The organism is Paraperibacillus marinus (assembly GCF_046237605.1).
Taxonomy (GTDB): domain Bacteria; phylum Bacillota; class Bacilli; order Bacillales; family DSM-1321; genus Paraperibacillus; species Paraperibacillus marinus.
On sequence record NZ_CP143542.1, the window covers coordinates 832,827 to 856,339 of the forward strand.

The 23,513-nt window shown below is 47.8% G+C and carries 16 protein-coding genes and 2 rRNA genes; 14 read left to right on the plus strand and 4 right to left on the minus strand.

Annotated elements, in window-relative coordinates:
* The first annotated feature begins 57 nt into the window (after nt 1-57).
* From fabL to V1498_RS04260, 5 genes are all read left to right on the plus strand, one after another.
* Entirely contained in the window at nt 58-807 is a 750-nt protein-coding gene (fabL, locus tag V1498_RS04240) for an enoyl-[acyl-carrier-protein] reductase FabL (RefSeq protein WP_409297058.1), read from the plus strand.
* Between the two features lie 75 nt (nt 808-882).
* Complete coding sequence (locus tag V1498_RS04245; RefSeq protein ID WP_409297059.1) at nt 883-1,200, plus strand: gamma-type small acid-soluble spore protein; 318 nt, start codon at nt 883-885, stop codon at nt 1,198-1,200.
* 161 nt (nt 1,201-1,361) lie between these two features.
* The gene (locus V1498_RS04250; RefSeq protein WP_409297060.1) at nt 1,362-1,616 is read left to right on the plus strand and encodes a YgaB family protein; all 255 of its coding nucleotides are present in this window, start codon (nt 1,362-1,364) and stop codon (nt 1,614-1,616) included.
* 203 nt (nt 1,617-1,819) lie between these two features.
* Nucleotides 1,820-2,350 (plus strand): DUF402 domain-containing protein, encoded by a 531-nt coding sequence (locus tag V1498_RS04255; RefSeq protein ID WP_409297061.1) that lies wholly within the window; start codon nt 1,820-1,822, stop codon nt 2,348-2,350.
* A 114-nt stretch (nt 2,351-2,464) separates the two neighbouring features.
* Entirely contained in the window at nt 2,465-4,213 is a 1,749-nt protein-coding gene (locus V1498_RS04260; RefSeq protein WP_409297062.1) for an ABC transporter ATP-binding protein, read from the plus strand.
* A 328-nt stretch (nt 4,214-4,541) separates the two neighbouring features.
* On the opposite strand, the gene V1498_RS04265 is transcribed toward V1498_RS04260, so the two are convergent.
* From V1498_RS04265 to V1498_RS04275, 3 genes are all read right to left on the minus strand, one after another.
* A complete protein-coding gene (locus tag V1498_RS04265; protein ID WP_409297063.1) occupies nt 4,542-5,612 on the minus strand; it encodes an FUSC family protein in 1,071 nt (356 codons plus the stop codon).
* A gap of 288 nt (nt 5,613-5,900) precedes the next feature.
* Nucleotides 5,901-10,370 carry a glutamate synthase-related protein gene (locus tag V1498_RS04270; protein ID WP_409297064.1) on the minus strand — a complete coding sequence of 1,490 codons (4,470 nt, stop codon included), beginning with the start codon at nt 10,368-10,370 and terminating at the stop codon, nt 5,901-5,903.
* 284 nt (nt 10,371-10,654) lie between these two features.
* Entirely contained in the window at nt 10,655-11,944 is a 1,290-nt protein-coding gene (locus V1498_RS04275; RefSeq protein ID WP_409297065.1) for a glutamate-1-semialdehyde 2,1-aminomutase, read from the minus strand.
* A gap of 363 nt (nt 11,945-12,307) precedes the next feature.
* On the opposite strand from V1498_RS04275, the gene V1498_RS04280 reads away from it, so the two are divergent.
* The 6 genes from V1498_RS04280 to perR all read left to right on the plus strand — a co-directional run bounded on the left by V1498_RS04280 (nt 12,308) and on the right by perR (nt 16,698).
* Entirely contained in the window at nt 12,308-12,721 is a 414-nt protein-coding gene (locus V1498_RS04280; RefSeq protein WP_409297066.1) for an ion channel, read from the plus strand.
* Between the two features lie 80 nt (nt 12,722-12,801).
* A complete protein-coding gene (gene bcp / locus V1498_RS04285) occupies nt 12,802-13,269 on the plus strand; it encodes a thioredoxin-dependent thiol peroxidase (protein ID WP_409297067.1) in 468 nt (155 codons plus the stop codon).
* 18 nt (nt 13,270-13,287) lie between these two features.
* The gene (locus tag V1498_RS04290) at nt 13,288-14,403 is read left to right on the plus strand and encodes an aminopeptidase (protein ID WP_409297068.1); all 1,116 of its coding nucleotides are present in this window, start codon (nt 13,288-13,290) and stop codon (nt 14,401-14,403) included.
* 197 nt (nt 14,404-14,600) lie between these two features.
* Nucleotides 14,601-15,551, plus strand: a complete 951-nt coding sequence (locus V1498_RS04295) for a D-2-hydroxyacid dehydrogenase (protein ID WP_409297069.1) — start codon at nt 14,601-14,603, stop codon at nt 15,549-15,551.
* Nucleotides 15,552-15,554: 3 nt separating this feature from the next.
* Nucleotides 15,555-16,106 (plus strand): cob(I)yrinic acid a,c-diamide adenosyltransferase, encoded by a 552-nt coding sequence (locus V1498_RS04300; RefSeq protein WP_409297070.1) that lies wholly within the window; start codon nt 15,555-15,557, stop codon nt 16,104-16,106.
* Nucleotides 16,107-16,254: 148 nt separating this feature from the next.
* Entirely contained in the window at nt 16,255-16,698 is a 444-nt protein-coding gene (perR, locus tag V1498_RS04305) for a peroxide-responsive transcriptional repressor PerR (protein WP_409291594.1), read from the plus strand.
* Between the two features lie 108 nt (nt 16,699-16,806).
* Here the strand turns inward: perR and V1498_RS04310 are convergent, their stop codons facing one another.
* Nucleotides 16,807-17,166 carry a YgzB family protein gene (locus tag V1498_RS04310; RefSeq protein WP_409297071.1) on the minus strand — a complete coding sequence of 120 codons (360 nt, stop codon included), beginning with the start codon at nt 17,164-17,166 and terminating at the stop codon, nt 16,807-16,809.
* 153 nt (nt 17,167-17,319) lie between these two features.
* Between V1498_RS04310 and V1498_RS04315 the strand changes: the two genes are divergently transcribed.
* The 3 genes from V1498_RS04315 (at nt 17,320) to V1498_RS04325 (ending at nt 23,371) form a co-directional block, all read left to right on the plus strand.
* Complete coding sequence (locus V1498_RS04315) at nt 17,320-18,195, plus strand: nucleotidyltransferase-like protein (RefSeq protein WP_409297072.1); 876 nt, start codon at nt 17,320-17,322, stop codon at nt 18,193-18,195.
* 334 nt (nt 18,196-18,529) lie between these two features.
* Nucleotides 18,530-20,080, plus strand: a 16S ribosomal RNA gene (locus tag V1498_RS04320).
* Between the two features lie 341 nt (nt 20,081-20,421).
* Nucleotides 20,422-23,371 (plus strand): 23S ribosomal RNA (locus tag V1498_RS04325).
* The 16S and 23S rRNA genes sit together here, the layout of an rRNA operon.
* Nucleotides 23,372-23,513: the final 142 nt, after the last annotated feature.

Genomic DNA, 23,513 nt, shown 5'->3' on the forward strand with positions numbered 1-23,513 from the left:
CTATTTTTCCTGCAGAAGGCCGTTCATTATTCATAAATTTTTGAAAGGGTGTTAAATATGACACAAAGAGTCGCATTAGTAACAGGAAGCAGCAGAGGGCTTGGGAGGGCTACAGCTCTCCGGCTTGCCCGCGAAGGATATGATATCGTAATAAACTATGCCAGGAGCAGAACGGCAGCTGCCGAGGCTGCTGCCGAAATCGAAGCAATGGGCAGGAAAGTGCTGCTGGTTAAAGCAAATGTCGGCGACACGGCTAAAATAAAGCTTATGTTTGAAGAAATAGAGAATGTTTTTGGACGGCTTGATGTTTTTATCAGCAATGCCGCATCAGGTGTACTGCGTCCGGCGATGGACCTCCAGGAATCTCATTGGAATTGGACGATGGACATCAACAGCAAGGCATTTCTCTTCTGCGCGCAGGAAGCGGCAAAGTTGATGGAGAAAAATGGCGGGGGCAAGATGGTAAGCATCAGTTCCCTCGGCTCCATCCGGGTGCTTGAAAACTACACGACGGTGGGTGTTTCCAAAGCCGCCCTGGAAGCATTGACAAGATATCTCGCTGTAGAGCTTTCTCCGAAGAATATCTGTGTAAACGCCGTATCTGGCGGGGCGATTGATACCGAAGCGCTCAAACACTTCCCGAACCGTGAAGAGCTGCTGAAGGATGCTTCCAGCCAGACTCCTGCAGGCCGAATGGTGGAAATCGAGGATATGGTCAACACTGTCATGTTCCTTGTTTCTGATGATTCAAGCATGATCCGCGGCCAGACAATCATCGTGGACGGCGGACGTTCCCTGATCATGTAAAACGGAAAAAATTTAAAAAATGCCGGATATACTCCACGGCTCTTGGTTACATTAAAATTCGTGGAGGTGATAATCATGGCAAACAACTTCGGAAAGTCTCAATCACAGACTAACGCTCAACAAGTTAGACAACAAAACCAACAAGCTTCTCAAGGTATGGGCGCTTCTGCTTCTCAAGGCCAATTTGGCACTGAGTTTGCTTCTGAACGTCAAACTAACGTTCAGCAAGTAAGACAACAAAACCAACAAGCTTCTCAAGGTATGGGCGCTTCTGCTTCTCAAGGCCAATTCGGCACTGAGTTTGCTTCTGAACGTCAAACTGACGCTCAGCAAGTAAGACAACAAAACCAGCAGGCTCAATCTCAAGCACAACGCAACAACAGCCAAAAATAATTGTTACCCCATAAGAGAGGGCGGATCATATCCGCTCTCTCTTTCTTTGGAATCCATCCTCATCGACAAAACTTCTCTAAAGTCTACAGAATAAGTCAAAGGGAATCCTTCTGGCAAAAAGAATCTATTTAGTAAAGAAGGAACCGGCGGGAGGGATTCGCTTGAAGCATTTTGATTACCTAGTAAACGAGCAGTTAAAAACAATGGAACGGCTGCTGTACCTGCAGTCGGAATTAGAAAGATGCCAGGATATCGAACAGGAGCTGGATTCTCTCGATGAAGGGGCTGAGCTTGCCGCCCTCAGGGAAGAAATGGCCCTGATGAAGATCAACTTAAGGAAAATCCAAAAAACCTTTGAAAACCAGACAGAAGAGGTTATCCGCTCTTATCAGGAAGTGCATTTAAATACAATTTAACCGCTTTTTTTAAGAGTCATTGAAATTCAATGACTCTTTTGTTTTAAAAAGATTTTATTATCGTTATAATAGTAGAATAACTTACAGCCAATACCACTATTTAAAGCATTATAGCAGGCGATGTTTGTTCGCTTATGTCGCCGCCAAAGTAAAGGTACAGGTGAGGGTTCACTGTATTCTTAAAAGCAGAGGAGAAATAAAATATGGGGATTCCCGGAGAAGGAGAAAAAATCCAAATACAAAGCTACAAACATAATGGGCGGATTCATCGAATCTGGGAAGAAACCACGGTCTTAAAAGGCACACAGAGCCTTGTGATCGCTGCAAATGACAGAACTATGGTAACCGAATCGGACGGCAGGACCTGGATTACAAGAGAACCGGCAATCTGCTACTTCCATTCAAGCCTATGGTTCAATATTCTGGGAATGCTGAGAGAAGACGGTGTATACTATTACTGCAACCTCAGCTCGCCGTTTGTGTATGATAATGAAGCGTTGAAGTATATTGACTATGACCTCGATATCAAGGTGTATCCCGATATGACCTTCAATATCCTCGATGAGGACGAATATGAGCTTCATGGCAGTGAAATGGGCTATCCTGTGGTTATCGACAAGATACTCAGGCGGAATATGGACAATCTAATTCATTGGATCCGTCAGCGAAAAGGACCGTTTTCACCAGATTTCATCGATAATTGGTATGAACGATTTCTAACCTACAGGAAATAAATCAGTTTGCTGCATAGGAATTCAAGGGTACAAGATACCTATATGCTGTGTTTCAAAGCCTGTTGTCCCATCAACAGGTTTTTCTGATGAATACTTAATAAGAAGGTGACCATCTTGGGGAGCATCAGGCGATATATGCAGTTCGTCAAGCCTTATAAATGGCAGATAGCCGGGACGATCCTGATTGGATTAGTGAAATTCGGGATCCCGCTCCTGCTGCCCTATTTAATAAAATATGTGGTAGACGACGTAATCGGCAATCCTGGCCTGTCAGCCAGCGCCAAAACAGAAAAACTTCTTTGGGCTATGGGAATCATGGCATTTATTTTCGTCATAGTAAGACCGCCGGTTGAATATTACCGGCAATATTTTGCCCAGTGGACTGGCAGCAAAATTCTGTTTGATATCAGGAACCGCCTGTACACACATGTACAAAAGCTAAGTTTTAAATATTATTCCAATAACAGAGTCGGGGAAGTCATTTCACGGATCATCAATGACGTAGAGCAGACAAAGGATTTCGTTATGACCGGAATGATGAATCTCTGGCTCGACCTGGCAACCATCGTCTTCGTTGTCGCCATCATGTTTACGCTTGATGTAAAGCTGACCTTCGTGTCTATCTTGATGTTCCCATTCTATGCCCTGTCGATCAAATATTTCTTCGGCACCCTCAGGTCGCTCACCCGGGAACGTTCCCAGGCGCTTGCGGAAGTCCAGAGTTATCTGCACGAAAGAATCCAGGGCATGCCGGTCATCAAAAGCTTTGCCATTGAAAACTATGAGCAGGAAAGATTCGGAAGCCAAAACAAAAATTATCTCGACAAAGCGCTTAGTCATACACGCTGGAACGCCAAATCATTCGGTGTTGTTAATACCATCACCGATATTTCCCCGCTCCTTGTTATAGGGTACTCAGCATACCTCGTCATACATGGAGACCTTACAGTGGGAACCATGGTCGCATTTGTCGCGTACATTGACCGCCTATACGGCCCGCTGCGCCGGATGGTCAACTCGTCCACCACCTTGACACAGGCTTTTGCGTCAATGGACAGGGTCTTCGAATTCATGGATGTCAAATATGACATTCAAGATGCATCTGACGCAAAGGAAGCAAAGAATATTAAAGGAAAGCTTTCTTTTGAAGATGTATCCTTCGCATACAATGAAGGGGAAGGAAATGTCCTGAAAAACCTCTCACTTGAAGTCAGGCAGGGAGAAACAATTGCCCTAGTAGGAATGAGCGGAGGCGGAAAATCTTCACTGGTCAGCCTGCTCCCGAGATTTTACGATGTGACCGGAGGACGGATCCTCCTGGATGGAGTCGATCTCAGGGATTATCGGGTGAGGAGCCTTCGGGACAAAATCGGGATGGTGCTGCAGGATAACATCCTGTTCAGTGAATCCGTCATGGCAAACATTCTGATGGGCAAGCCCGATGCCACCGAAGAAGAAGTATACAGGGCCGCACGCGCTGCCAATGCCCATGACTTCATCACCAACCTGCCGCAGGGCTATGACACCAAAGTCGGCGAACGAGGCGTCAAGCTCTCAGGCGGCCAAAAGCAAAGAGTAGCCATCGCCAGGGTATTCCTGAAAAACCCGCCCATCCTGGTACTCGATGAAGCAACATCTGCCCTTGACCTCGAAAGCGAACACCTAATCCAGGAAGCACTCGAGGAACTAGCCAAGGACAGAACCACCTTCATCGTCGCACACCGGCTCTCAACCATAACCCATGCTGACCGCATCGTACTCATCGAATACGGCCAAATCGCCGAAATCGGCACACACGAAGAACTCATGAAAAAACAAGGTGGATATTACCGACTATTTCAAGTACAACAATTGGATAACTAGAAAAGCGGAGAACGGTGCTTTTCAAAGAGGATATATAAGAAACAGAATGAAATACAAAAAGTGTCAAAAGAATAAAACTCAGCAGAAAAGCGGAGAACGGTGCTTTTCAAATAGGGGATTTAAAAAGCAGAATGAAATATGCAAAAGCCAAGCATAAGACGAGCCGGCCATGGGAAGCGAACTTTCTTCTCATGGCCTGTTTTGAATAAAGGGGGAGGTTTCCCCCAATAGAGCATACCGACAGGGAGGATAAGGCGAAAAATCCTTGCCCCAGTCCCAGCTCCCCAGCCGCCCCAATAAACAAAAAACCTGCCATCGGCAGGTCCCATTACTCTTTTTCACTTATGGATACTTCATTTGTTTCACTGTGGAATGAAAAGAAGCTGGTGATGAGTGTATCAAGATGCTCGATATCTTCCTCATATTCGATGATGGAAGAGACGAGGGGCATCATATGGTAGAGGAGGCAGTGCTGCTCATCGCTGAGCTCCTCCGGCCCTTTCAGCAAAAGCTTTACCAGTTCCACTTTATTTCCTGTTTCTTCTGTGGTGAAGGTATGTGATTTGATTTTACCGTTATATTTCAGCATAACTTGTTCGTGCTGGTAGATGAGCATATCCATCTGCTGCTGGATGCTGGCCTGGAATTTCTCGGGCATCTGCTGCAGTTCGTTCTCGTAGCGATGAAGCCTTCTCAGTGTATCTAGCGCTTTTTTTACTGTTGAGATCATCTGCCGGTATACAACGAGTTTCCGGGACTTTGCAAGCCTTTCCCGCTTGAGGAAGTTTCTTTCTTCCTTGTACATTAGGTACAGCTGCTCCAGCTTGATGATTTCTTCTTTGAAGCGGCCGATTTCGGATTTTAGCTGGCCGTGGTCACTCGCATGGCGTGTATTAATCCGTATCCATTGAAAGATTTCCTCGGCAAGGGAAGCGATCTGTGTATACACTTTTGTTTCGTATTTGGGAGGCAGGAAAATTAAATTTACGACAAATGCAGATAATATCCCGATCAGTATGGTTGAAAAACGCAGCCATGCAAAATTTAAAAAATTGCCGCTTTGGCTCTCCATGATCGCAATCAGCGTTACAAGAGCTATGGAGATAGAGTTTTTCATATTATATTTCAGGTTGACCGATATGACGATGATGGCAGCAAGCCCAATAAAGAATGGGTGATTCCCGAACAGCAGAACAAATGAAGTGGCAACAAATGCGCCGACCAGATTAGCCTGGATTTGTTCCAAAATCGTTACATATGAACGATATATTGTGGGCTGTATGGCAAATATTGCTGAAATCGCAGCAAATACAGGTGTGGGCATGTTGAAGAACTGTGATACATAGATGGCTAAGATAATTGCAATTCCCGTTTTTAAAATGCGGGCGCCGAGCTTCATGAATAAATGTCCTTTCTGGATTTTGATCAAATAATCCATGGCATTTTTTTAGTAAACAATTATGTAATATACAAGCTTTCAGTAAGAAGTTCAATAGGAAGGACTCATTTTTATTAAAATTATGCCTTTAGTTACTGTACATACCCTCTTCTAAGAAAAAATATCATAAAAAAGAGACTGGCCGCAATCAGGAGCCTGACACCGGGAGATCCATGCAGGAGGCATAAGCCATTCCTTACTTGGGTCAAGCGGGGGAGTCAGGCCCTGGAGGGTCAGTCTCTTTTGCTGTTATTCAGTTGAGACTGACGGGTCAGCCTGCTCTTTGACCGGCTGGATCTGCACGAAGTGTGAGGCAGGGGAGTCGAGAAGTTCCCGTAATTCCTCCGCTTCAGCAGTCTGATCCTGCTCTTCAAGAAGGGTGATATACTGGCCGAGCAGTTCCTGAACATCCTCGATACCCCGGCCTGCAAGCCCATTGACGGAAACCTTGGCTCCTATGGCAATCCGTCTTTCGATGGCTTCCTTAGTCAGGCCCATCTCAGGCTGCAGCCTGAGATATACGCTTCCGCCGGTCATTCCGGCGCATATCCATGGTCCTGGATCGCCGAGGACAAGACCTCTTCCATTTGTCATATATTCAAATGCGAACCCTTTAATATTGGCATTCACACCGATGTTTCCGTGTTCCCTCGCAGGAAGCGGCTTCTTCAATCTGCCGCCGATGATAATATCGGCACCTGAAAGCCTGATTCCTGCCCTGGCATCTGCATCTCCCTGTGCGATCAGCAGGCCTTCCTGTGCACCGTAGCCGAAGCCTTTTCCGACAGAGCCGTTGTAGAACCTGCCATCCCGTCCTTTGGACTTGAAGACCCGGACACTTCCGCCGAAGGAGGTTTTGCCGATCCCATCCTGAGCGCCGCCGGAAACTTCTATATCAATCCCGAAACTGTTATATGCTCCAAGACCGTTGCCGGGGATAGAATTCTGATAGGCAAGCTTGATATCCGGCAGCTGCTTGTAGGATCCGTCCAGGCGGTTTCTGACTCTGTGGCACGAAACCCTGCTTGCCAGCACCCGCTGTTCAGACCGTACAGAATCAAACTGTCGCGATTGATGCAGCTCTTCTACGCACGAATCCAGATATTCAGCACCTGCCGCCACTGCAAAGGATTCCTGCTCACGTGATGCGGCAGCTTCCCTGTATGCAATCTGGCTGATATCCAGCGGTTTGAGCAGGTAGGTAAGATCAAGCTTATCCTGGCCTTTCACCTGCTCCAGCAGATTGGATTTTCCGACTGCGTCCTGAAGATTCTTAATTCCGGCTGCTGCCGCCAGTTCCTGCAGTTCCTGCCCGAATGCAGTGAACAGGTTGGTCAGCCCTTGCACGGCCAGGTCAAACTTACGCGGGACAAATCGTCTAAGTCCATGTTCCTTGGCCTGTGCTTCTGTCTCGATCTGTGTGGCAATCCCGACGTGACATGTGTCAAGGTGGCAGCCGCGGCAGGTTGTGCACCCGACAGCAATCATGGACAGAGTGCCAAAACCGATGCGGTTCGCGCCAAGGAGCATGACCTTAAGGACATCATTGACGCTCTTTATGCCGCCGTCCGCCCAAATTTCCACAGTATCCCGGATGCCTGCTTCAAGCAGGGCATTGTGGGCCGCTTTTACGCCGATTTCAACTGGAAGGCCCACATGCTGCAGGGCATGGATCCGGGCAGCTCCTGTACCGCCGTCAAATCCGGAGAGGGTGATGATATCAGCCCCTGCCTTGGCGATGCCGACAGCGATGGTTCCTATATTAGGTACAACAGGCACTTTTACAGCAACCTTGGCCTTATCATTGGCTGTCTTCAGCTCATGGATCATCTGGGCAAGGTCCTCAATGGAATAAATATCATGGTTATTGGATGGCGAGATCAAGTCGGAACCGATGGTGGCGTTCCTGGCTTCAGCAATCTTTGCTGTCACTTTTGAACCTGGAAGATGGCCTCCCTCACCGGGTTTTGCTCCCTGACCTATCTTGATTTCAAGAAGATTGGATGAGTTCAGGAGTTCTGCATTGACGCCAAAACGTCCGGATGCAATCTGCTGTCCGCGTGTGCGCGGGTACTTGCCCAGCATATCCTTAATTTCTCCGCCTTCTCCATTTAAGCTGATCATATTCAACCGGTCGGCTGCTTCCGCGTAGGCACGGAATGCTATCTCGTTTTGCGAGCCAAAGCTCATGGACGAAATGATGAACGGGAGGCTGTGCTCTCCTACACTGATGTCGACAGTCTCAGCCGGCAGAGGGGTCTCAACAGTCTTTAGGCCAGTGAGATGGCGGATGGCTGTCGGATTCTCCTGCTCCTGCTCGGAAACCTTCTCCTTGTAGGCAGAGTAGTCACCGGAAGCGGCAACCTCGCCGATAGCCTTCCAGATCCGAGGGAAGACGTGGAACGATTTGGCTGCCCTTTCCTTATCATTATGAAAGTGTTCTGCCCGCTCCAAAGCATCCTGCTTCAGGAAGCTGAAATCATGGGAGATGGCATCAGAGCCGAAAAAGTTCACGATGGCCAGGATTTCAGCCAGATCTTCATGCAGTCCGATGCTTGAGAACAGCCGTCCGTATCCGCGCAGCTCATGGATGCCAATCGTCGAGATGACCTTCTCAAGACCTTTGACGAGTGCATTATAAAGATTAATCAGCGGCTTAGGATCGGTATCTGCCACAGTCAGGAACATATAATAAGGATTGATGGCATTAGCGCCGAGCCCGTAGGCAAGGATCAAATCATGCAATGAACGGATGGATGCTGACCTGAGAAGGATGGAGCACTCCCGCCGCAGCCCGTTATTCGTCAAATGGCGGTCAACAGCCGAGGTAGCAAGCAGCGGATCCAGCCAGTAATGACCATCCTGATGGACATCGCAGTCATCCAGGACGACAAATACTTTCCCTGAGCGGGCTGCATCTTCAGCTTCCATGCTGATTCTCTTCAAGGCATCTATCACAGACTCATCAGTCTTGACTGCTGCCGGGATGACTGCAGCACGGCCGTCCTTTTGAAAGAAGTGCAGAATCTGCTCATAGCCCGGCTGTATGATCTCAGGTGAACTGATTGTACCCGGCAGCCCTTCAAGGACGATGGGGGAGAGAAGCTCGATGACTGAATGGGCTTCCTCCGCTTTGAATAATGACGGTCTCCTGCCAAGGATTGTGCGGGTGGAGAAGTGTTCAGTCTCACGGTCACGGTCGATGGCAGGGTTGGTTACCACTGCGACACTTTCTTTAATGAAATCGGCGATGTTTTTCCTTTCGGGATTTACAGCTGCAAGAGGTGCATCATGACCGAGCGACCTGATTGGTTCTGCCCCTTTTTCAGCCATCTGCTCAACGAGCTGGACATGGTCCCGCTCCCAGCCGAATGATTTATACATGCCGTTATGCAATTTCTCAATTGTATTCTGTGTGACCACTTTCTCTACAGCCGGCGGGAGGAGGCGGACGCGGTCGCCGGAAAGCACGAGCTTCTGCTGGAACAGCGAATAAACTTCCTCCTGGTATGCGCTGTATTCATAGACCTTTATCTTTCCATCTTCCCACTTGAGGCCAACCTTTTCACCGGGTCCGAGCGGTTTAGGGTCGGCTGTGTAATCAGCTGACGCTATTATGCCTGGCTCAGAGGAAAAGAGATAAGACGTCTCGGTGCTAAGCTGCCAAAGCGGCCTCAGGCCAAGGGCATCGACGGAGAACACCGCTTCATTCCCGAATCTGGAAATGATGCCGGCAGGACCCTGGGCATAATGTCCCCATGCCTCGCGGAGGTAAGTATATAGATCCTGAAGATGTTCAGGATACTGCTTCATTTCACTTATAATAGGCGGGAACAGGACATCCATTGCCTCAAAAAGGGAGTAACCATGCCGGCAGATAAGCGTTTCAATCGTCCTGCTCAAATCCTGTGAATCACTGCCCTGTTTCACAAGGGGAACCTCGATCATCCGCGCTTCATCGCGCAGCTTGGCGATGGTATTGATTTCTCCGTTATGGCCCAGCACACTGAACGGCTGGACCCTGAAAAAGCTGGATAATGTATTTGTTGAATAACGATTATGTCCAAGTGTCATGGTGGAAGCGATCAGCGGGTCGGAAAGGTCCTTATAGTATTTAGGCAGGATGTCGCCAGCACCCATCACTTTATATACCGCATGATACTGGCTGAGTGATGAAACATGGATATTTTCATTGCTTTCAAGTTCAACAATCAATTCAAAAAGAATCTTTGAACGCTCTTGCTGATCGGATGCAGGGGCAAGGCCGGCTATCTGCCAGAATAAAGGGTTTTCCTGAAGGGCAATCGGACCGAGTGCCTCGGGGTCATGGACTCCATCTGTTTCGAATTCAACAGAAAGGCCGCGTTCCGCAAGCTTCTTGTGGATGAATTCCTTCAGCGGTTTCTTATCTGTCTTACTGTTGAAGAAAAAATGTCCAACAAAAAAAGCTTCATTGGCACAAAGTGCAGAGTCATTGCCGGATTCCGCAAGTTTTTTTTCCCATAGTGAACGGGGGATGTCGATATGGATGCCTACCCCATCACCTTCGTTATTAATAAATCCTGCGCGGTGATTCATCGTCACCAATGCATCGATACAGGAGAATATATTGGCCCGTGTCGGAACCTGCTCTTTTTCAATGCATGCAACAATTCCGCAGGCGTCGTGTTCGTGCTTATAATATTCTTTGAATGAAGCCGGATTCCATGTCTGGGTCATTGGATAGGCGATATAAGGAACGAACCTTATAATCTGCCATTCACCTCCTATGGGATAACTTAAACTGATAGAACAAAATTTTCAGAATAGTATGTTTATAGTAGCACTTTAAATAAGAAAAATCAATGAATATACAAGTAGGTGAATATGCCTGGGTATGTATTTAATAGTAAAAAAAAATAAAACTGTATTTGTAAGCGTTTACAATATAGTCGCAGAAAAAACTCCCGGGATAAAAGTATCCGGGAGTGAATAATAAATGTATATTTATAACTATTTTTATTTTAAGTTAGCTGTGCAAAGGCGTGCTCGACGGCTTGGATTGTTTCCTTTATATCCTTATCCGTATGAGCAGTGGTGATGAACCATGCTTCGTACTTGGAAGGAGCCAGGTTGATGCCCTGGTTCAACATGAGCTTGAAAAACTTTGCAAACAGATCGCCGTCTGTATTTTCAGCCTGTTCATAATTGACTACTTTCTCTTTTGTGAAGTAAATGGTGAGGGCACCTTTTAACCTGTTGATGGTAATGGGAACGCTGTGTTTTGCTGCCGCGTTTAGTATTCCATCCTCAAGGATGGCTCCGAGGCGGTCAAGCCCTTCATATACTCCATCTTCTTTCAGGACTTCAAGGCAGGCAATCCCTGAAAGCATGGAAGCCGGGTTCCCTGCCATGGTTCCTGCCTGATAGGCGGGGCCGAGCGGAGCCACTTTTTCCATGATCTCCTTGCGGCCGCCATACGCACCGATAGGGAGGCCGCCGCCGATAATTTTCCCGAGAGCCGTAAGGTCAGGCTGTACGCCCAAGAGGTCCTGGGCACCGCCATACATAAACCGGAAGGCCGTGATCACTTCGTCGTAAATGACGAGGCCGCCTGCATCGTGCACGAGCCTGTTCACTTCTTCAAGGAATCCCGGCTTTGGCTCTACAATGCCGAAGTTCCCGACAATCGGCTCTACAAGGATAGCGGCAATTTCATCGCCCCATTTGGCAAGTGCCTCTTTTAAGGGTTCGGTTTCATTAAAAGGAACCGTGATCACTTCATTGGCGATTGATTTCGGCACACCTGCGGAATCGGGTGTACCCAGGGTGGAAGGGCCGGATCCAGCTGCCACCAGGACAAGGTCTGAATGGCCGTGATAGCAGCCGGCGAATTTAATGATTTTGTCCCGGCCAGTATAAGCACGGGCCACCCGTATGGTCGTCATGACAGCTTCAGTGCCTGAATTAACGAACCGCACTTTTTCAAGGTTAGGCATGGCTTCTTTCAGCATCTTTGCAAATGTCACTTCATAAGGAGTGGGCGTTCCATACAAAACACCGTTTTCAGCGGCCTTTGTTATGGCTGCTGTTATATGGGGATGGGCATGTCCTGTAATGATGGGACCGTATGCTGCCAGGTAATCGATATATTTATTGCCGTCCACATCATAGAAGTAGGCTCCCTTTGCTCTTTCCATTGCCACCGGCGCCCCGCCGCCAACAGCCTTGTATGAACGGGAAGGGCTGTTGACGCCTCCGACTATGTGCTCCTGCGCTTCTTTATGTAATGATTCTGATTTTAGGAATTCCATACTTACCTCCAACATTTCTTTTCAATCCTTCCATTATTCTAGCACTATGACATACGTGAATACAGAAGTATGTCTCATGCTTAATTTTCCAATCAGGTATATGCCGGGAGGACGGGCCGTACATTTATAATAAAGAATCTTTTCTAAAAGATTTTTGTTTTGAAGTATCATTACATTTAGCAGGCAACGTTCTCCGTATTCTGTGCGGGAGCTGGAGGACAGGAGAGACACCGCAGGCAAAGCCGAGGAGTCCCGCCGCCCCCCCCGCGCAGGTGGAGTGCCAGCAGCGGAAATCAACTTCTTGTTCAATAGCCATAATGTATACGAGAACAGCCTAAAGAAAATATGACTGAGGGATGCTACTTGATAAATATATTGCTGATCGCAGCGATTTATTGCATGTTTATGAGTTTCAAGGGACTATTCACCCCAATCAGTGAGCTGGATAAAAATATGACGGTAAGGAATTTTATTTGGCTTGGCTTGTTATATGGTACTATTACACTAGGGTTTGCACTGATTTACTTGCTTTTGGAATTAAAAAGTTATACAGTTTTGCTTGAAAAGGGACAGCCTTTAGAGGGAAGTTACATATATAAACTTGGTTCCGCCCTGTATTTCAGTTCGATCACCTTCTTTTCTGTAGGCTATGGCGATTTGGTTCCGAGCGGTTTAGGGCGGATTGTGGCCTCCATTCAGGCCTTTATGGGCTATGCACTCCCGGCGGCTTTTGTCGTAAGGTCGGTATTCCAGGGGGGGCCATCTGAGAAACCTTGAGTATCCGCTGCCGCAGGCAATTATTCGTACTTGCAGGCTGTCTTTTATAGCATGTATTCTCTACAAATGGAGGCGTTATCATGGAAATGCGAACGGGCAATACTGCCCCTGATTTTACCCTTGAAGCAAGCAATGGGGAAACGATCAGCCTGTCAGGTTATAGAGGCAGAAATGTAATACTGTACTTTTATCCAAAGGACATGACTCCGGGCTGTACTACGGAGGCCTGCGACTTCCGGGATAAGCACGAGGAATTTGAAGGACTTGATACCGTCATCATCGGCATAAGTCCAGACCCGGTGAAAAAGCATGAAGCCTTTATAGAAAAGTACGGCCTGCCCTTCCTCCTGCTGGCAGACCCGGATCATACAGCTGCAGAGGCGTATGGCGTCTGGAAATTAAAAAAGAACTTCGGCAAAGAATATATGGGGATTGAGCGTTCGACCTTCATTATCGATAAGGATGGTCAAGTGGTTAAGGACTGGCGCAAGGTAAAAGTAAAAGGGCATGTTGAAGAAGACCTGCAATACATAAAAGAAAACTTATAGACAAAGGGAGAAAAAATCATGAGAGATAACCGGTTAACGAAGCTTGCAAATGTATTGCTGACCCATTCAGTGGCTATTAAGGAGAATGAACGGGTGCTGATCAGGGGGAGCGTTACTGCGCAGCCTCTTATTAAGGAATTGATCGATGGAGCCTATAGTCTTGGTGCGTATCCTTATGTAGATCTAATGGAAGAAGAAATCAGCCAGCATCTTGCAATGGGGGCATCCAGGGAGCAGCTCGAGACGCAGGCGGCGTGGATGTTGAAGAAATATGAAGATGTCGATGCGGTCATCATCGTGATCGGGGAAGAAAATGATTCGGAGCTGAGTGAAATCCCGGCAGAAAAACACCAGATACGCGGTGAAATCATGAAGCCGGGGACGTTCTTTTATGTGAATAACAGAAGGTGGGTCCTCCTGAATTACCCGACAAAGGGACTTGCTCAAAAAGCAGGCATGAGCACAAGGAGATTTGAAGATTATCTCCTGGACGTATGCACCGTGGATTATAGTAAAATGCGCAAGGCCATGCAGCCGCTCAAGGAGCTCATGGAAAGAACGGATAAGGTACGTCTTGTTTCGCCGGGAACAGACCTGACTTTTTCCATTAAAGGAATTCCAGCGGTGATATGCTCTGGTGAAAATAATATTCCGGATGGCGAGGTTTTTACTGCCCCGGTTAAAGAAAGTGTCAATGGAACCATCGCCTTTAACACTCCATGCCCATATCATGGGACGAATTTCAGGAATGTTTCACTGACATTCAGGGATGGGAAAATCGTTGAAGCGTCAGCGGACCAGACTGAAAAAATCAATAAGATTTTTGATACAGATGAAGGTTCGCGTTATGTTGGCGAGTTTGCCATCGGTGTCAATCCGATGATTAAGGAGCCGATGGGTGATATCCTGTTTGATGAAAAAATCTGCGGAAGCCTGCATTTTACGCCAGGGGAAGCGTATGAGGATGCCGACAATGGCAACCGTTCATCGATTCATTGGGATATGGTGCTGATTCAGCGCCCTGAGTACGGAGGCGGGGAAATTTACTTCGACGATGTGCTGATCCGCAAAGATGGGTTATTTGTTATAGAAGAACTTGAGGGATTGAATCCTGAACGGTTGATCGGGGAATAAGAAGCCCTTTTTATCCAAAGAGGGTATTTGTCCACTCCTTCATCTGGATAATGCATATCATTACATTAGGAATACCTCCTCAGATGAATGACCTTTCGGGCCCTGGCGGCCCGTTTTTTTAATGGCTGAAAATTCCCCTGTGCTTCATGGCATGATAAACTTTTTTTATAAATTCAATGATAAGGGATGACTTTTTCATGCTTATACAATTCACATTCACGCCGCCGGATGATTTGCAGCAGCAATTGATAAACAGCTACCCGGACATCACCTTCAGGTTTCAGAAGTCTATAACAGCTGATGATCCCTATCTTCCGGAAGCGAAAATCCTGGTCACATACGGTGAAGACCTCGAGGATGTACATATACAAAATGCAAAACGTCTGGAATGGGTCATGGTCATGTCTGCAGGGCTTGAAAGGATGCCATTCAAAGCTTTGCTGAAGAAGGATATCCAGGTTACGAACGCAAGGGGTATCCATAAGATCCCGATGGCTGAGTATACCCTCGGGAGGATATTGGAAGTTGAAAAGAAAATGCGTGAGCTGCGGGAGTTAGAGAAAAAGCATATATGGGATAGAAATCATCAGTTTGGAGAGCTTTACGGAAAAACCATGGTTGTGATTGGAGCCGGCGCAATCGGAAGGGAAGTGGCGCGCCTTGCCAAAGCATTTGGAATGTCGGTGGCTGGAATCAACAGAGACGGCCGGCCGGCAGAGCATTTCGATAGAACAGCAGGCATGCAGAAATTAATGGACGAGATTCCTTCCGGGGATTACATTGTGTCGGTCCTGCCAAGTACCGAGGAGACAAAGCACTTCCTGACAGAACAGCACTTTAATGCCATGAAGGAAAGCGCGATATTCATCAATATAGGCAGAGGAGATGCCGTAGAGGAAAAGGTGCTGCTGGGAGCCCTGAGAAATGGTTCCATCCGGCACGCTGTACTGGACGTTTTCCATGAAGAGCCGCTTCCTGCTGAACACCCCTACTGGGAAATGGATACAGTGACCATCTCTCCCCATATATCGAGTATTTCACAAAACTACCTGCCGCGCTGCTTTGAGATCTTTGAGTACAATCTGCAGCGCTTCTTGAAGGGAAAAAAGGATTTTAAAAATGAAATTGACTTGGAAAGAGGGTACTGAAGCATGAAGATTTATACGAAAACAGGAGACAAGGGCACTACATCACTTATCTACGGGCAGAGGGTGAACAAGAATGATATGCGGGTAGAAGCATACGGGACGTGTGATGAAGCAAATTCCGCAATCGGGCTTGGCCTCAGTTATTTACACGGGACAGAATTTGAGGGGAAGGAAATGCTTTCAGGCGACATCCACCAGATTCAGACCATCCTGTTCCATGTGGGAGCTGAATTGGCTACACCCCAAGGGAAAAAGGTCAGCTGGGAGCTTAAGGCTGACCATATTGAACACCTGGAAAGGGCAATTGACAGGATGGAAGGAAGCCTTGCGCCGCTGAAAAATTTCATCCTGCCGGGCGGTCATCCATCCGGTGCGGCTTTCCATGTGGCCCGTACCATTGTAAGAAGAGCTGAACGGAACGCGGTTGGGATCGGTGAGAAAGTCAATCCGCTGGTGCTCTCTTATCTGAACAGGCTGTCAGACTATCTTTTTGTTGCAGCCAGGTTCATAAATGCAAAACTGGGCGCGAATGAATTGAATCTCCATCAGGAATAGCTCCTGTATTTTTTTACGTTCAATGAATACACTGTAGGAGAGGCAATCCTTTATACAGCAAGGAAAAGTTGACAAAAAAGCAAGTTGGGCTGTAAACTATTTATAACCATTATAATGTGAAAATAAATCCTATTTAGAAAAGAGGTGCATGGCGGTGTCCCAAATTCAGCTTAAAGAAGCATTAGAAGCGTTAAAAGAAACTGGGGTCAGAATCACTCCGCAGCGTCATGCGATACTTGAGTATCTTATTCAATCCATGACACATCCAACCGCCGATGATATTTATAAAGCCCTTGAAGGTAAGTTCCCGAACATGAGTGTCGCCACTGTTTATAATAACCTGCGTGTATTTCGTGAAGTAGGATTGGTGAAAGAGCTGAATTACGGAGACTCCTCGAGCAGATTCGACTTTGTAACCACTGACCACTATCATGTAATCTGCGAGTCCTGCGGCAAGATGGTCGATTTCCATTACCCCGGCCTTGATGAAGTCGAACACCTGGCATCCCATGTTGCCGGCTTCAAAGTCCATAGCCACAGACTTGAAGTGTACGGAACCTGTGCCGACTGCTCAGCAAAAGAGGCACATTAATCAGCAGTATCAGTCAGCCTGACTGCCGAACCACTGCCGGCCATTCGCGCCTGGCTAATGGCGGCGGACCGGCTTTTTTTATTTCAAAAAGAAAAGACCTTCATGCAGTTATGCATTCAGGTCTTTTCTTTTTTTGTTGTACTTTTCATCGAAATCCTTGCCTTCAAGGCTCTTGTCGAGTGTCAGCGGTTCGTTGCAATACATGCACATATCCACCCTGCCCAGCACTTTCGTAACTTTGCCGCAGTTAGGACACTGCACCTGGACGGTCTTTGTGGACAGCATACCTATCCAAAAATACACGACGGTACTGGCAATTATAAAGAGAAGGCCGAAGATCATAAATATAGTCATCACAAGCGGCGATGTTCTAAAGAAGATTCCGGCGTACATTACTATGAATCCAATAAAAATCAAACTTAATGCAAAAGTCCGAATTTTATTAATTTTATTTGAGTATTTAGCCATGCTTGTCCCTCCCGATAATTAACTATATCATAAATGAGTTGCAAGAATTAACATAAAAAAGAAAAAGGATTTATGAAGGTTTTTATCGAATCTGGTTAAAAGAAGATTTTCTTTATCAGATGAGAAATATGGTTTTCTTGGAGGTTAACTCAAATGGAAGATATACTTCGACCAATATACCAGGAACGTGCCAGCTTGCCTTCTACACTCGGCGTGCTCCTGATTGAAAAAAATCCAAATGAAGTTTCGACAACCGATACGTTTGATTATATTCTGCTGATGGTGGTGAATGATTCGGATGAGCCTGTTACCATTAAGCATTATATGTACAGGGATCAAAAAGCCGCCCTGCACATCATCCATCAGGATCAGCTGGATGAATGGATGCTGCTTGGGACAAACAAGAAAATCATTGAGTGGATATTCAATGGAAGAATTGTGTTCGATCGTAATGAATACCTTGAAAATCTGCGGACCGAGCTGCAGGAATTCCCGTTTTATGGCCGCAAGTTAAAAACGGGCATCGAATTTGCCAAGCTGATCAGAAGATATCTGGATGGCAAGTCTTTTTTTGAGAACGGCCATTTCCTGGATGCTTACAATCATATCATCCACTCGCTCCATCACCTGGCCCGCCTGGAGATAATCGATCAAGGCTTTCATCCTGAAGTTACAGTATGGAATCAGGTCAAGCTGATCCGTCCCCAGATCTTCAAACTGTATGAAGAATTGGTATCCAGCCAGGAGTCACTCAGCAAAAGGCTGGAATTATTGTTTTTGGCAAGTGAGTTTTTAATCCACTCAAGAACACAACTGGGTTCACAGCATATAATTGATGTATTGAGTGCCAAAGAGGGGTATTGGTCCATTGCCGAATTAATTCAGCATCCGGAACTGAGATACTACTCGGTTGACCTGGAGATTGTACTTGAGTACTTAGTTGATAAGAATGTAGTGGATATAGTCCAGGTGGAAACAAAAGGCCAGGGCATTTATCACCGGTATTACACAGTTCATGGGGAAGTGTAAAAAATTATCGTAAAAAAGTTTTTTTAGTATTGACCCCTTTTTGAAATGGTGATATATTTATAAACGTCGCTGCGGGACATTAAGTTTTCGCAAGCGGCGAAAATAACTTCAGTAAAAAAGTTATTGACTTACCGCTTGTTAACATGGTAAGATAATAAAGTCGCTTTTGACAAAATGTTCTTTGAAAACTGAACGAAACAAGACGCCAGTTACTTCTTATTTATAGGAAGTAAACAAAACAAGTTTTAAACTTTATGAGTCTTAAGGATCATCGGCTAAGAACGTCACGTCCTGTGACATCGCCGATGTTAGCACATCCTGTGCTTCAAAACACTTTTCGGAGAGTTTGATCCTGGCTCAGGACGAACGCTGGCGGCGTGCCTAATACATGCAAGTCGAGCGGACGGATGGGAGCTTGCTCCCTGAAGTCAGCGGCGGACGGGTGAGTAACACGTGGGCAACCTGCCCTTGAGATCGGGATAACTTCGGGAAACCGGAGCTAATACCGGATAGGTCTTTCCCTCACATGAGGGAAAGAGGAAAGACGGTTTCGGCTGTCACTCAAGGATGGGCCCGCGGCGCATTAGCTAGTTGGTGGGGTAACGGCTCACCAAGGCCACGATGCGTAGCCGACCTGAGAGGGTGATCGGCCACACTGGGACTGAGACACGGCCCAGACTCCTACGGGAGGCAGCAGTAGGGAATCTTCCGCAATGGACGAAAGTCTGACGGAGCAACGCCGCGTGAGTGAAGAAGGTTTTCGGATCGTAAAACTCTGTTGTCAGGGAAGAACAAGTGCCATAGTAACTGATGGCACCTTGACGGTACCTGGCCAGAAAGCCACGGCTAACTACGTGCCAGCAGCCGCGGTAATACGTAGGTGGCAAGCGTTGTCCGGATTTATTGGGCGTAAAGCGCGCGCAGGCGGTCTTTTAAGTCTGATGTGAAAGCCCACGGCTCAACCGTGGAGGGTCATTGGAAACTGGGAGACTTGAGTGCAGAAGAGGAGAGTGGAATTCCACGTGTAGCGGTGAAATGCGTAGAGATGTGGAGGAACACCAGTGGCGAAGGCGACTCTCTGGTCTGTAACTGACGCTGAGGCGCGAAAGCGTGGGGAGCGAACAGGATTAGATACCCTGGTAGTCCACGCCGTAAACGATGAGTGCTAAGTGTTAGAGGGTTTCCGCCCTTTAGTGCTGCAGCTAACGCATTAAGCACTCCGCCTGGGGAGTACGGCCGCAAGGCTGAAACTCAAAGGAATTGACGGGGGCCCGCACAAGCGGTGGAGCATGTGGTTTAATTCGAAGCAACGCGAAGAACCTTACCAGGTCTTGACATCCTCTGCCACTCCTAGAGATAGGACGTTCCCCTTCGGGGGACAGAGTGACAGGTGGTGCATGGTTGTCGTCAGCTCGTGTCGTGAGATGTTGGGTTAAGTCCCGCAACGAGCGCAACCCTTGATCTTAGTTGCCAGCATTAAGTTGGGCACTCTAAGGTGACTGCCGGTGACAAACCGGAGGAAGGTGGGGATGACGTCAAATCATCATGCCCCTTATGACCTGGGCTACACACGTGCTACAATGGATGGTACAAAGGGCAGCAAAGCCGCGAGGCCGAGCGAATCCCATAAAGCCATTCTCAGTTCGGATTGCAGGCTGCAACTCGCCTGCATGAAGCCGGAATCGCTAGTAATCGCGGATCAGCATGCCGCGGTGAATACGTTCCCGGGCCTTGTACACACCGCCCGTCACACCACGAGAGTTTGTAACACCCGAAGTCGGTGGGGTAACCTTTATGGAGCCAGCCGCCTAAGGTGGGACAGATGATTGGGGTGAAGTCGTAACAAGGTAGCCGTATCGGAAGGTGCGGCTGGATCACCTCCTTTCTAAGGAAAAAGCGATCTTGTTTCGTTCAGTTTTGAGGGAGCATTCCTTCAAAACCTGAAAATAAATCAGAAACGAGCTATTCGAGGAAGCGAACGAATGAACACCGGAGTGTACTTCACGTACATGAGGATGTGAATGAGTGAAGCTGACGAAGAAGAGCGACGTTTATCATTTATTTTCATCGTTCTTTGAAAACTAGATAACAATATAAGGCAAAAATGATTTGCGTCATTTTACCGCATCGAGTAATAAACCGAGTTAAGTTTTATTGTTTTATTATGGTTCGATGATTCAAGACCTGACAGCCCTTCGGGCTTAGGGAAAGAACATCAGCCGAATTGGTTAAGTTAGAAAGGGCGCACGGTGAATGCCTTGGCACTAGGAGCCGATGAAGGACGGGACTAACACCGATATGCTTCGGGGAGCTGTAAGTAAGCTTTGATCCGGAGATTTCCGAATGGGGAAACCCACTGTTCGTAATGGAACAGTACCTTCACCTGAATTCATAGGGTGATGGAGGCAGACCCGGGGAACTGAAACATCTAAGTACCCGGAGGAACAGAAAGCAAATGCGATTTCCCAAGTAGCGGCGAGCGAAACGGAATGTAGCCCAAACCGAAAGGCTTGCCTTTCGGGGTTGTAGGACACTCTATACGGAGTTACAAAGGAACGGGGTAGACGAAGAGACATGGAAAGGTCCGTCGAAGAAGGTAACAACCCTGTAGTCGAAACTTCGTTCCCTCCAGAGTGGATCCTGAGTACGGCGGGACACGTGAAATCCCGTCGGAAGCAGGGAGGACCATCTCCCAAGGCTAAATACTACCTAGTGACCGATAGTGAACCAGTACCGTGAGGGAAAGGTGAAAAGCACCCCGGAAGGGGAGTGAAAGAGATCCTGAAACCGTGTGCCTACAAGTAGTCAGAGCCCTATGTCCCTTTTAGGGAAACGGGTGATGGCGTGCCTTTTGTAGAATGAACCGGCGAGTTACGATTTCATGCAAGGTTAAGTTGATGAGACGGAGCCGCAGCGAAAGCGAGTCTGAATAGGGCGAATGAGTATGAGGTCGTAGACCCGAAACCAGGTGATCTACCCATGTCCAGGGTGAAGTTCAGGTAACACTGAATGGAGGCCCGAACCCACGCACGTTGAAAAGTGCGGGGATGAGGTGTGGGTAGCGGAGAAATTCCAATCGAACCTGGAGATAGCTGGTTCTCTCCGAAATAGCTTTAGGGCTAGCCTCAAGTGTTAAGAGTCTTGGAGGTAGAGCACTGATTGGACTAGGGGCCCATCTCGGGTTACCGAATTCAGTCAAACTCCGAATGCCAATGACTTTTCCTTGGGAGTCAGACTGCGAGTGATAAGATCCGTAGTCAAAAGGGAAACAGCCCAGACCACCAGCTAAGGTCCCAAAGTATACGTTAAGTGGAAAAGGATGTGGAGTTGCTTAGACAACCAGGATGTTGGCTTAGAAGCAGCCACCATTTAAAGAGTGCGTAATAGCTCACTGGTCGAGTGACTCTGCGCCGAAAATGTACCGGGGCTAAACGTATCACCGAAGCTGTGGGTGGACACCTAGGGTGTCCGCGGTAGGAGAGCGTTCTAAGGGCTGAGAAGCCAGACCGGAAGGACTGGTGGAGCGCTTAGAAGTGAGAATGCCGGTATGAGTAGCGAAAGAAGGGTGAGAATCCCTTCCACCGAATGCCTAAGGTTTCCTGAGGAAGGCTCGTCCGCTCAGGGTTAGTCGGGACCTAAGCCGAGGCCGAAAGGCGTAGGCGATGGACAACAGGTTGATATTCCTGTACCACCTATTCATCGTTTGAGCGATGGGGGGACGCAGTAGGATAGGGTAAGCGCGCTGTTGGATTAGCGCGTCCAAGCAGTTAGGCTGAAAACGAGGCAAATCCCGTTTTCACATAAGCTGAGCTGTGATGGCGAGGGAAATTTAGTACCGAAGTTCCTGATTCCACACTGCCAAGAAAAGCCTCTAGCGAGATGAAGGGTGCCCGTACCGCAAACCGACACAGGTAGGCGAGGAGAGAATCCTAAGGTGTGCGAGAGAACTCTCGTTAAGGAACTCGGCAAAATGACCCCGTAACTTCGGGAGAAGGGGTGCTCATCTGGGTGAATAGCCCGGATGAGCCGCAGTGAATAGGCCCAGGCGACTGTTTAGCAAAAACACAGGTCTCTGCGAAGCCGCAAGGCGAAGTATAGGGGCTGACGCCTGCCCGGTGCTGGAAGGTTAAGGGGAGAGGTTAGCGTAAGCGAAGCTTTGAACCGAAGCCCCAGTAAACGGCGGCCGTAACTATAACGGTCCTAAGGTAGCGAAATTCCTTGTCGGGTAAGTTCCGACCCGCACGAAAGGCGTAACGATCTGGGCACTGTCTCAACGAGAGACTCGGTGAAATTATACTACCTGTGAAGATGCAGGTTACCCGCGACAGGACGGAAAGACCCCGTGGAGCTTTACTGCAGCCTGATATTGAATTTTGGTACAGCTTGTACAGGATAGGTAGGAGCCTTTGAAGCCGGAGCGCCAGCTTCGGTGGAGGCATCGGTGGGATACTACCCTGGCTGTATTGAAATTCTAACCCGCGCCCCTTATCGGGGCGGGAGACAGTGTCAGGCGGGCAGTTTGACTGGGGCGGTCGCCTCCTAAAGAGTAACGGAGGCGCCCAAAGGTTCCCTCAGAATGGTTGGAAATCATTCGCAGAGTGTAAAGGCACAAGGGAGCTTGACTGCGAGACCTACAAGTCGAGCAGGGACGAAAGTCGGGCTTAGTGATCCGGTGGTTCCGCATGGAAGGGCCATCGCTCAACGGATAAAAGCTACCCCGGGGATAACAGGCTTATCTCCCCCAAGAGTCCACATCGACGGGGAGGTTTGGCACCTCGATGTCGGCTCATCGCATCCTGGGGCTGTAGTCGGTCCCAAGGGTTGGGCTGTTCGCCCATTAAAGCGGTACGCGAGCTGGGTTCAGAACGTCGTGAGACAGTTCGGTCCCTATCCGTCGTGGGCGCAGGAAATTTGAGAGGAGCTGTCCTTAGTACGAGAGGACCGGGATGGACGCACCGCTGGTGTACCAGTTGTCTTGCCAAAGGCATCGCTGGGTAGCTATGTGCGGACGGGATAAGTGCTGAAAGCATCTAAGCATGAAGCCCCCCTCAAGATGAGATTTCCCATAGCGTCAAGCTAGTAAGATCCCTGAAAGATGATCAGGTAGATAGGTCTGAGGTGGAAGCGTGGCGACACGTGGAGCTGACAGATACTAATCGATCGAGGACTTAACCTATCTTGTTTATACTCGAAAACGTAATGCAAATCAGCCTTTGTTATCTAGTTTTGAAGGAACGAAAGTTCTTTTAAGAAATGAAAATTTCTTCTTGAATAACCCTCAAAAGATGTTATAATAACATATGTCTCTTGAGAAAAAC

Bases quoted from the DNA above. Each gene is read 5' to 3' on its own strand.
- fabL (WP_409297058.1), top strand. From the start codon at position 58: ATGACACAAAGAGTCGCATTAGTAACAGGAAGCAGCAGAGGGCTTGGG.
- V1498_RS04245 (WP_409297059.1), top strand. From the start codon at position 883: ATGGCAAACAACTTCGGAAAGTCTCAATCACAGACTAACGCTCAACAA.
- V1498_RS04255 (WP_409297061.1), top strand. From the start codon at position 1,820: ATGGGGATTCCCGGAGAAGGAGAAAAAATCCAAATACAAAGCTACAAA.
- V1498_RS04265 (WP_409297063.1), bottom strand. From the start codon at position 5,612: ATGAAGCTCGGCGCCCGCATTTTAAAAACGGGAATTGCAATTATCTTA.
- V1498_RS04270 (WP_409297064.1), bottom strand. From the start codon at position 10,370: ATGACCCAGACATGGAATCCGGCTTCATTCAAAGAATATTATAAGCAC.
- V1498_RS04275 (WP_409297065.1), bottom strand. From the start codon at position 11,944: ATGGAATTCCTAAAATCAGAATCATTACATAAAGAAGCGCAGGAGCAC.
- bcp (WP_409297067.1), top strand. From the start codon at position 12,802: ATGGAAATGCGAACGGGCAATACTGCCCCTGATTTTACCCTTGAAGCA.
- V1498_RS04290 (WP_409297068.1), top strand. From the start codon at position 13,288: ATGAGAGATAACCGGTTAACGAAGCTTGCAAATGTATTGCTGACCCAT.
- V1498_RS04295 (WP_409297069.1), top strand. From the start codon at position 14,601: ATGCTTATACAATTCACATTCACGCCGCCGGATGATTTGCAGCAGCAA.
- V1498_RS04300 (WP_409297070.1), top strand. From the start codon at position 15,555: ATGAAGATTTATACGAAAACAGGAGACAAGGGCACTACATCACTTATC.
- perR (WP_409291594.1), top strand. From the start codon at position 16,255: ATGGCGGTGTCCCAAATTCAGCTTAAAGAAGCATTAGAAGCGTTAAAA.
- V1498_RS04310 (WP_409297071.1), bottom strand. From the start codon at position 17,166: ATGGCTAAATACTCAAATAAAATTAATAAAATTCGGACTTTTGCATTA.
- V1498_RS04315 (WP_409297072.1), top strand. From the start codon at position 17,320: ATGGAAGATATACTTCGACCAATATACCAGGAACGTGCCAGCTTGCCT.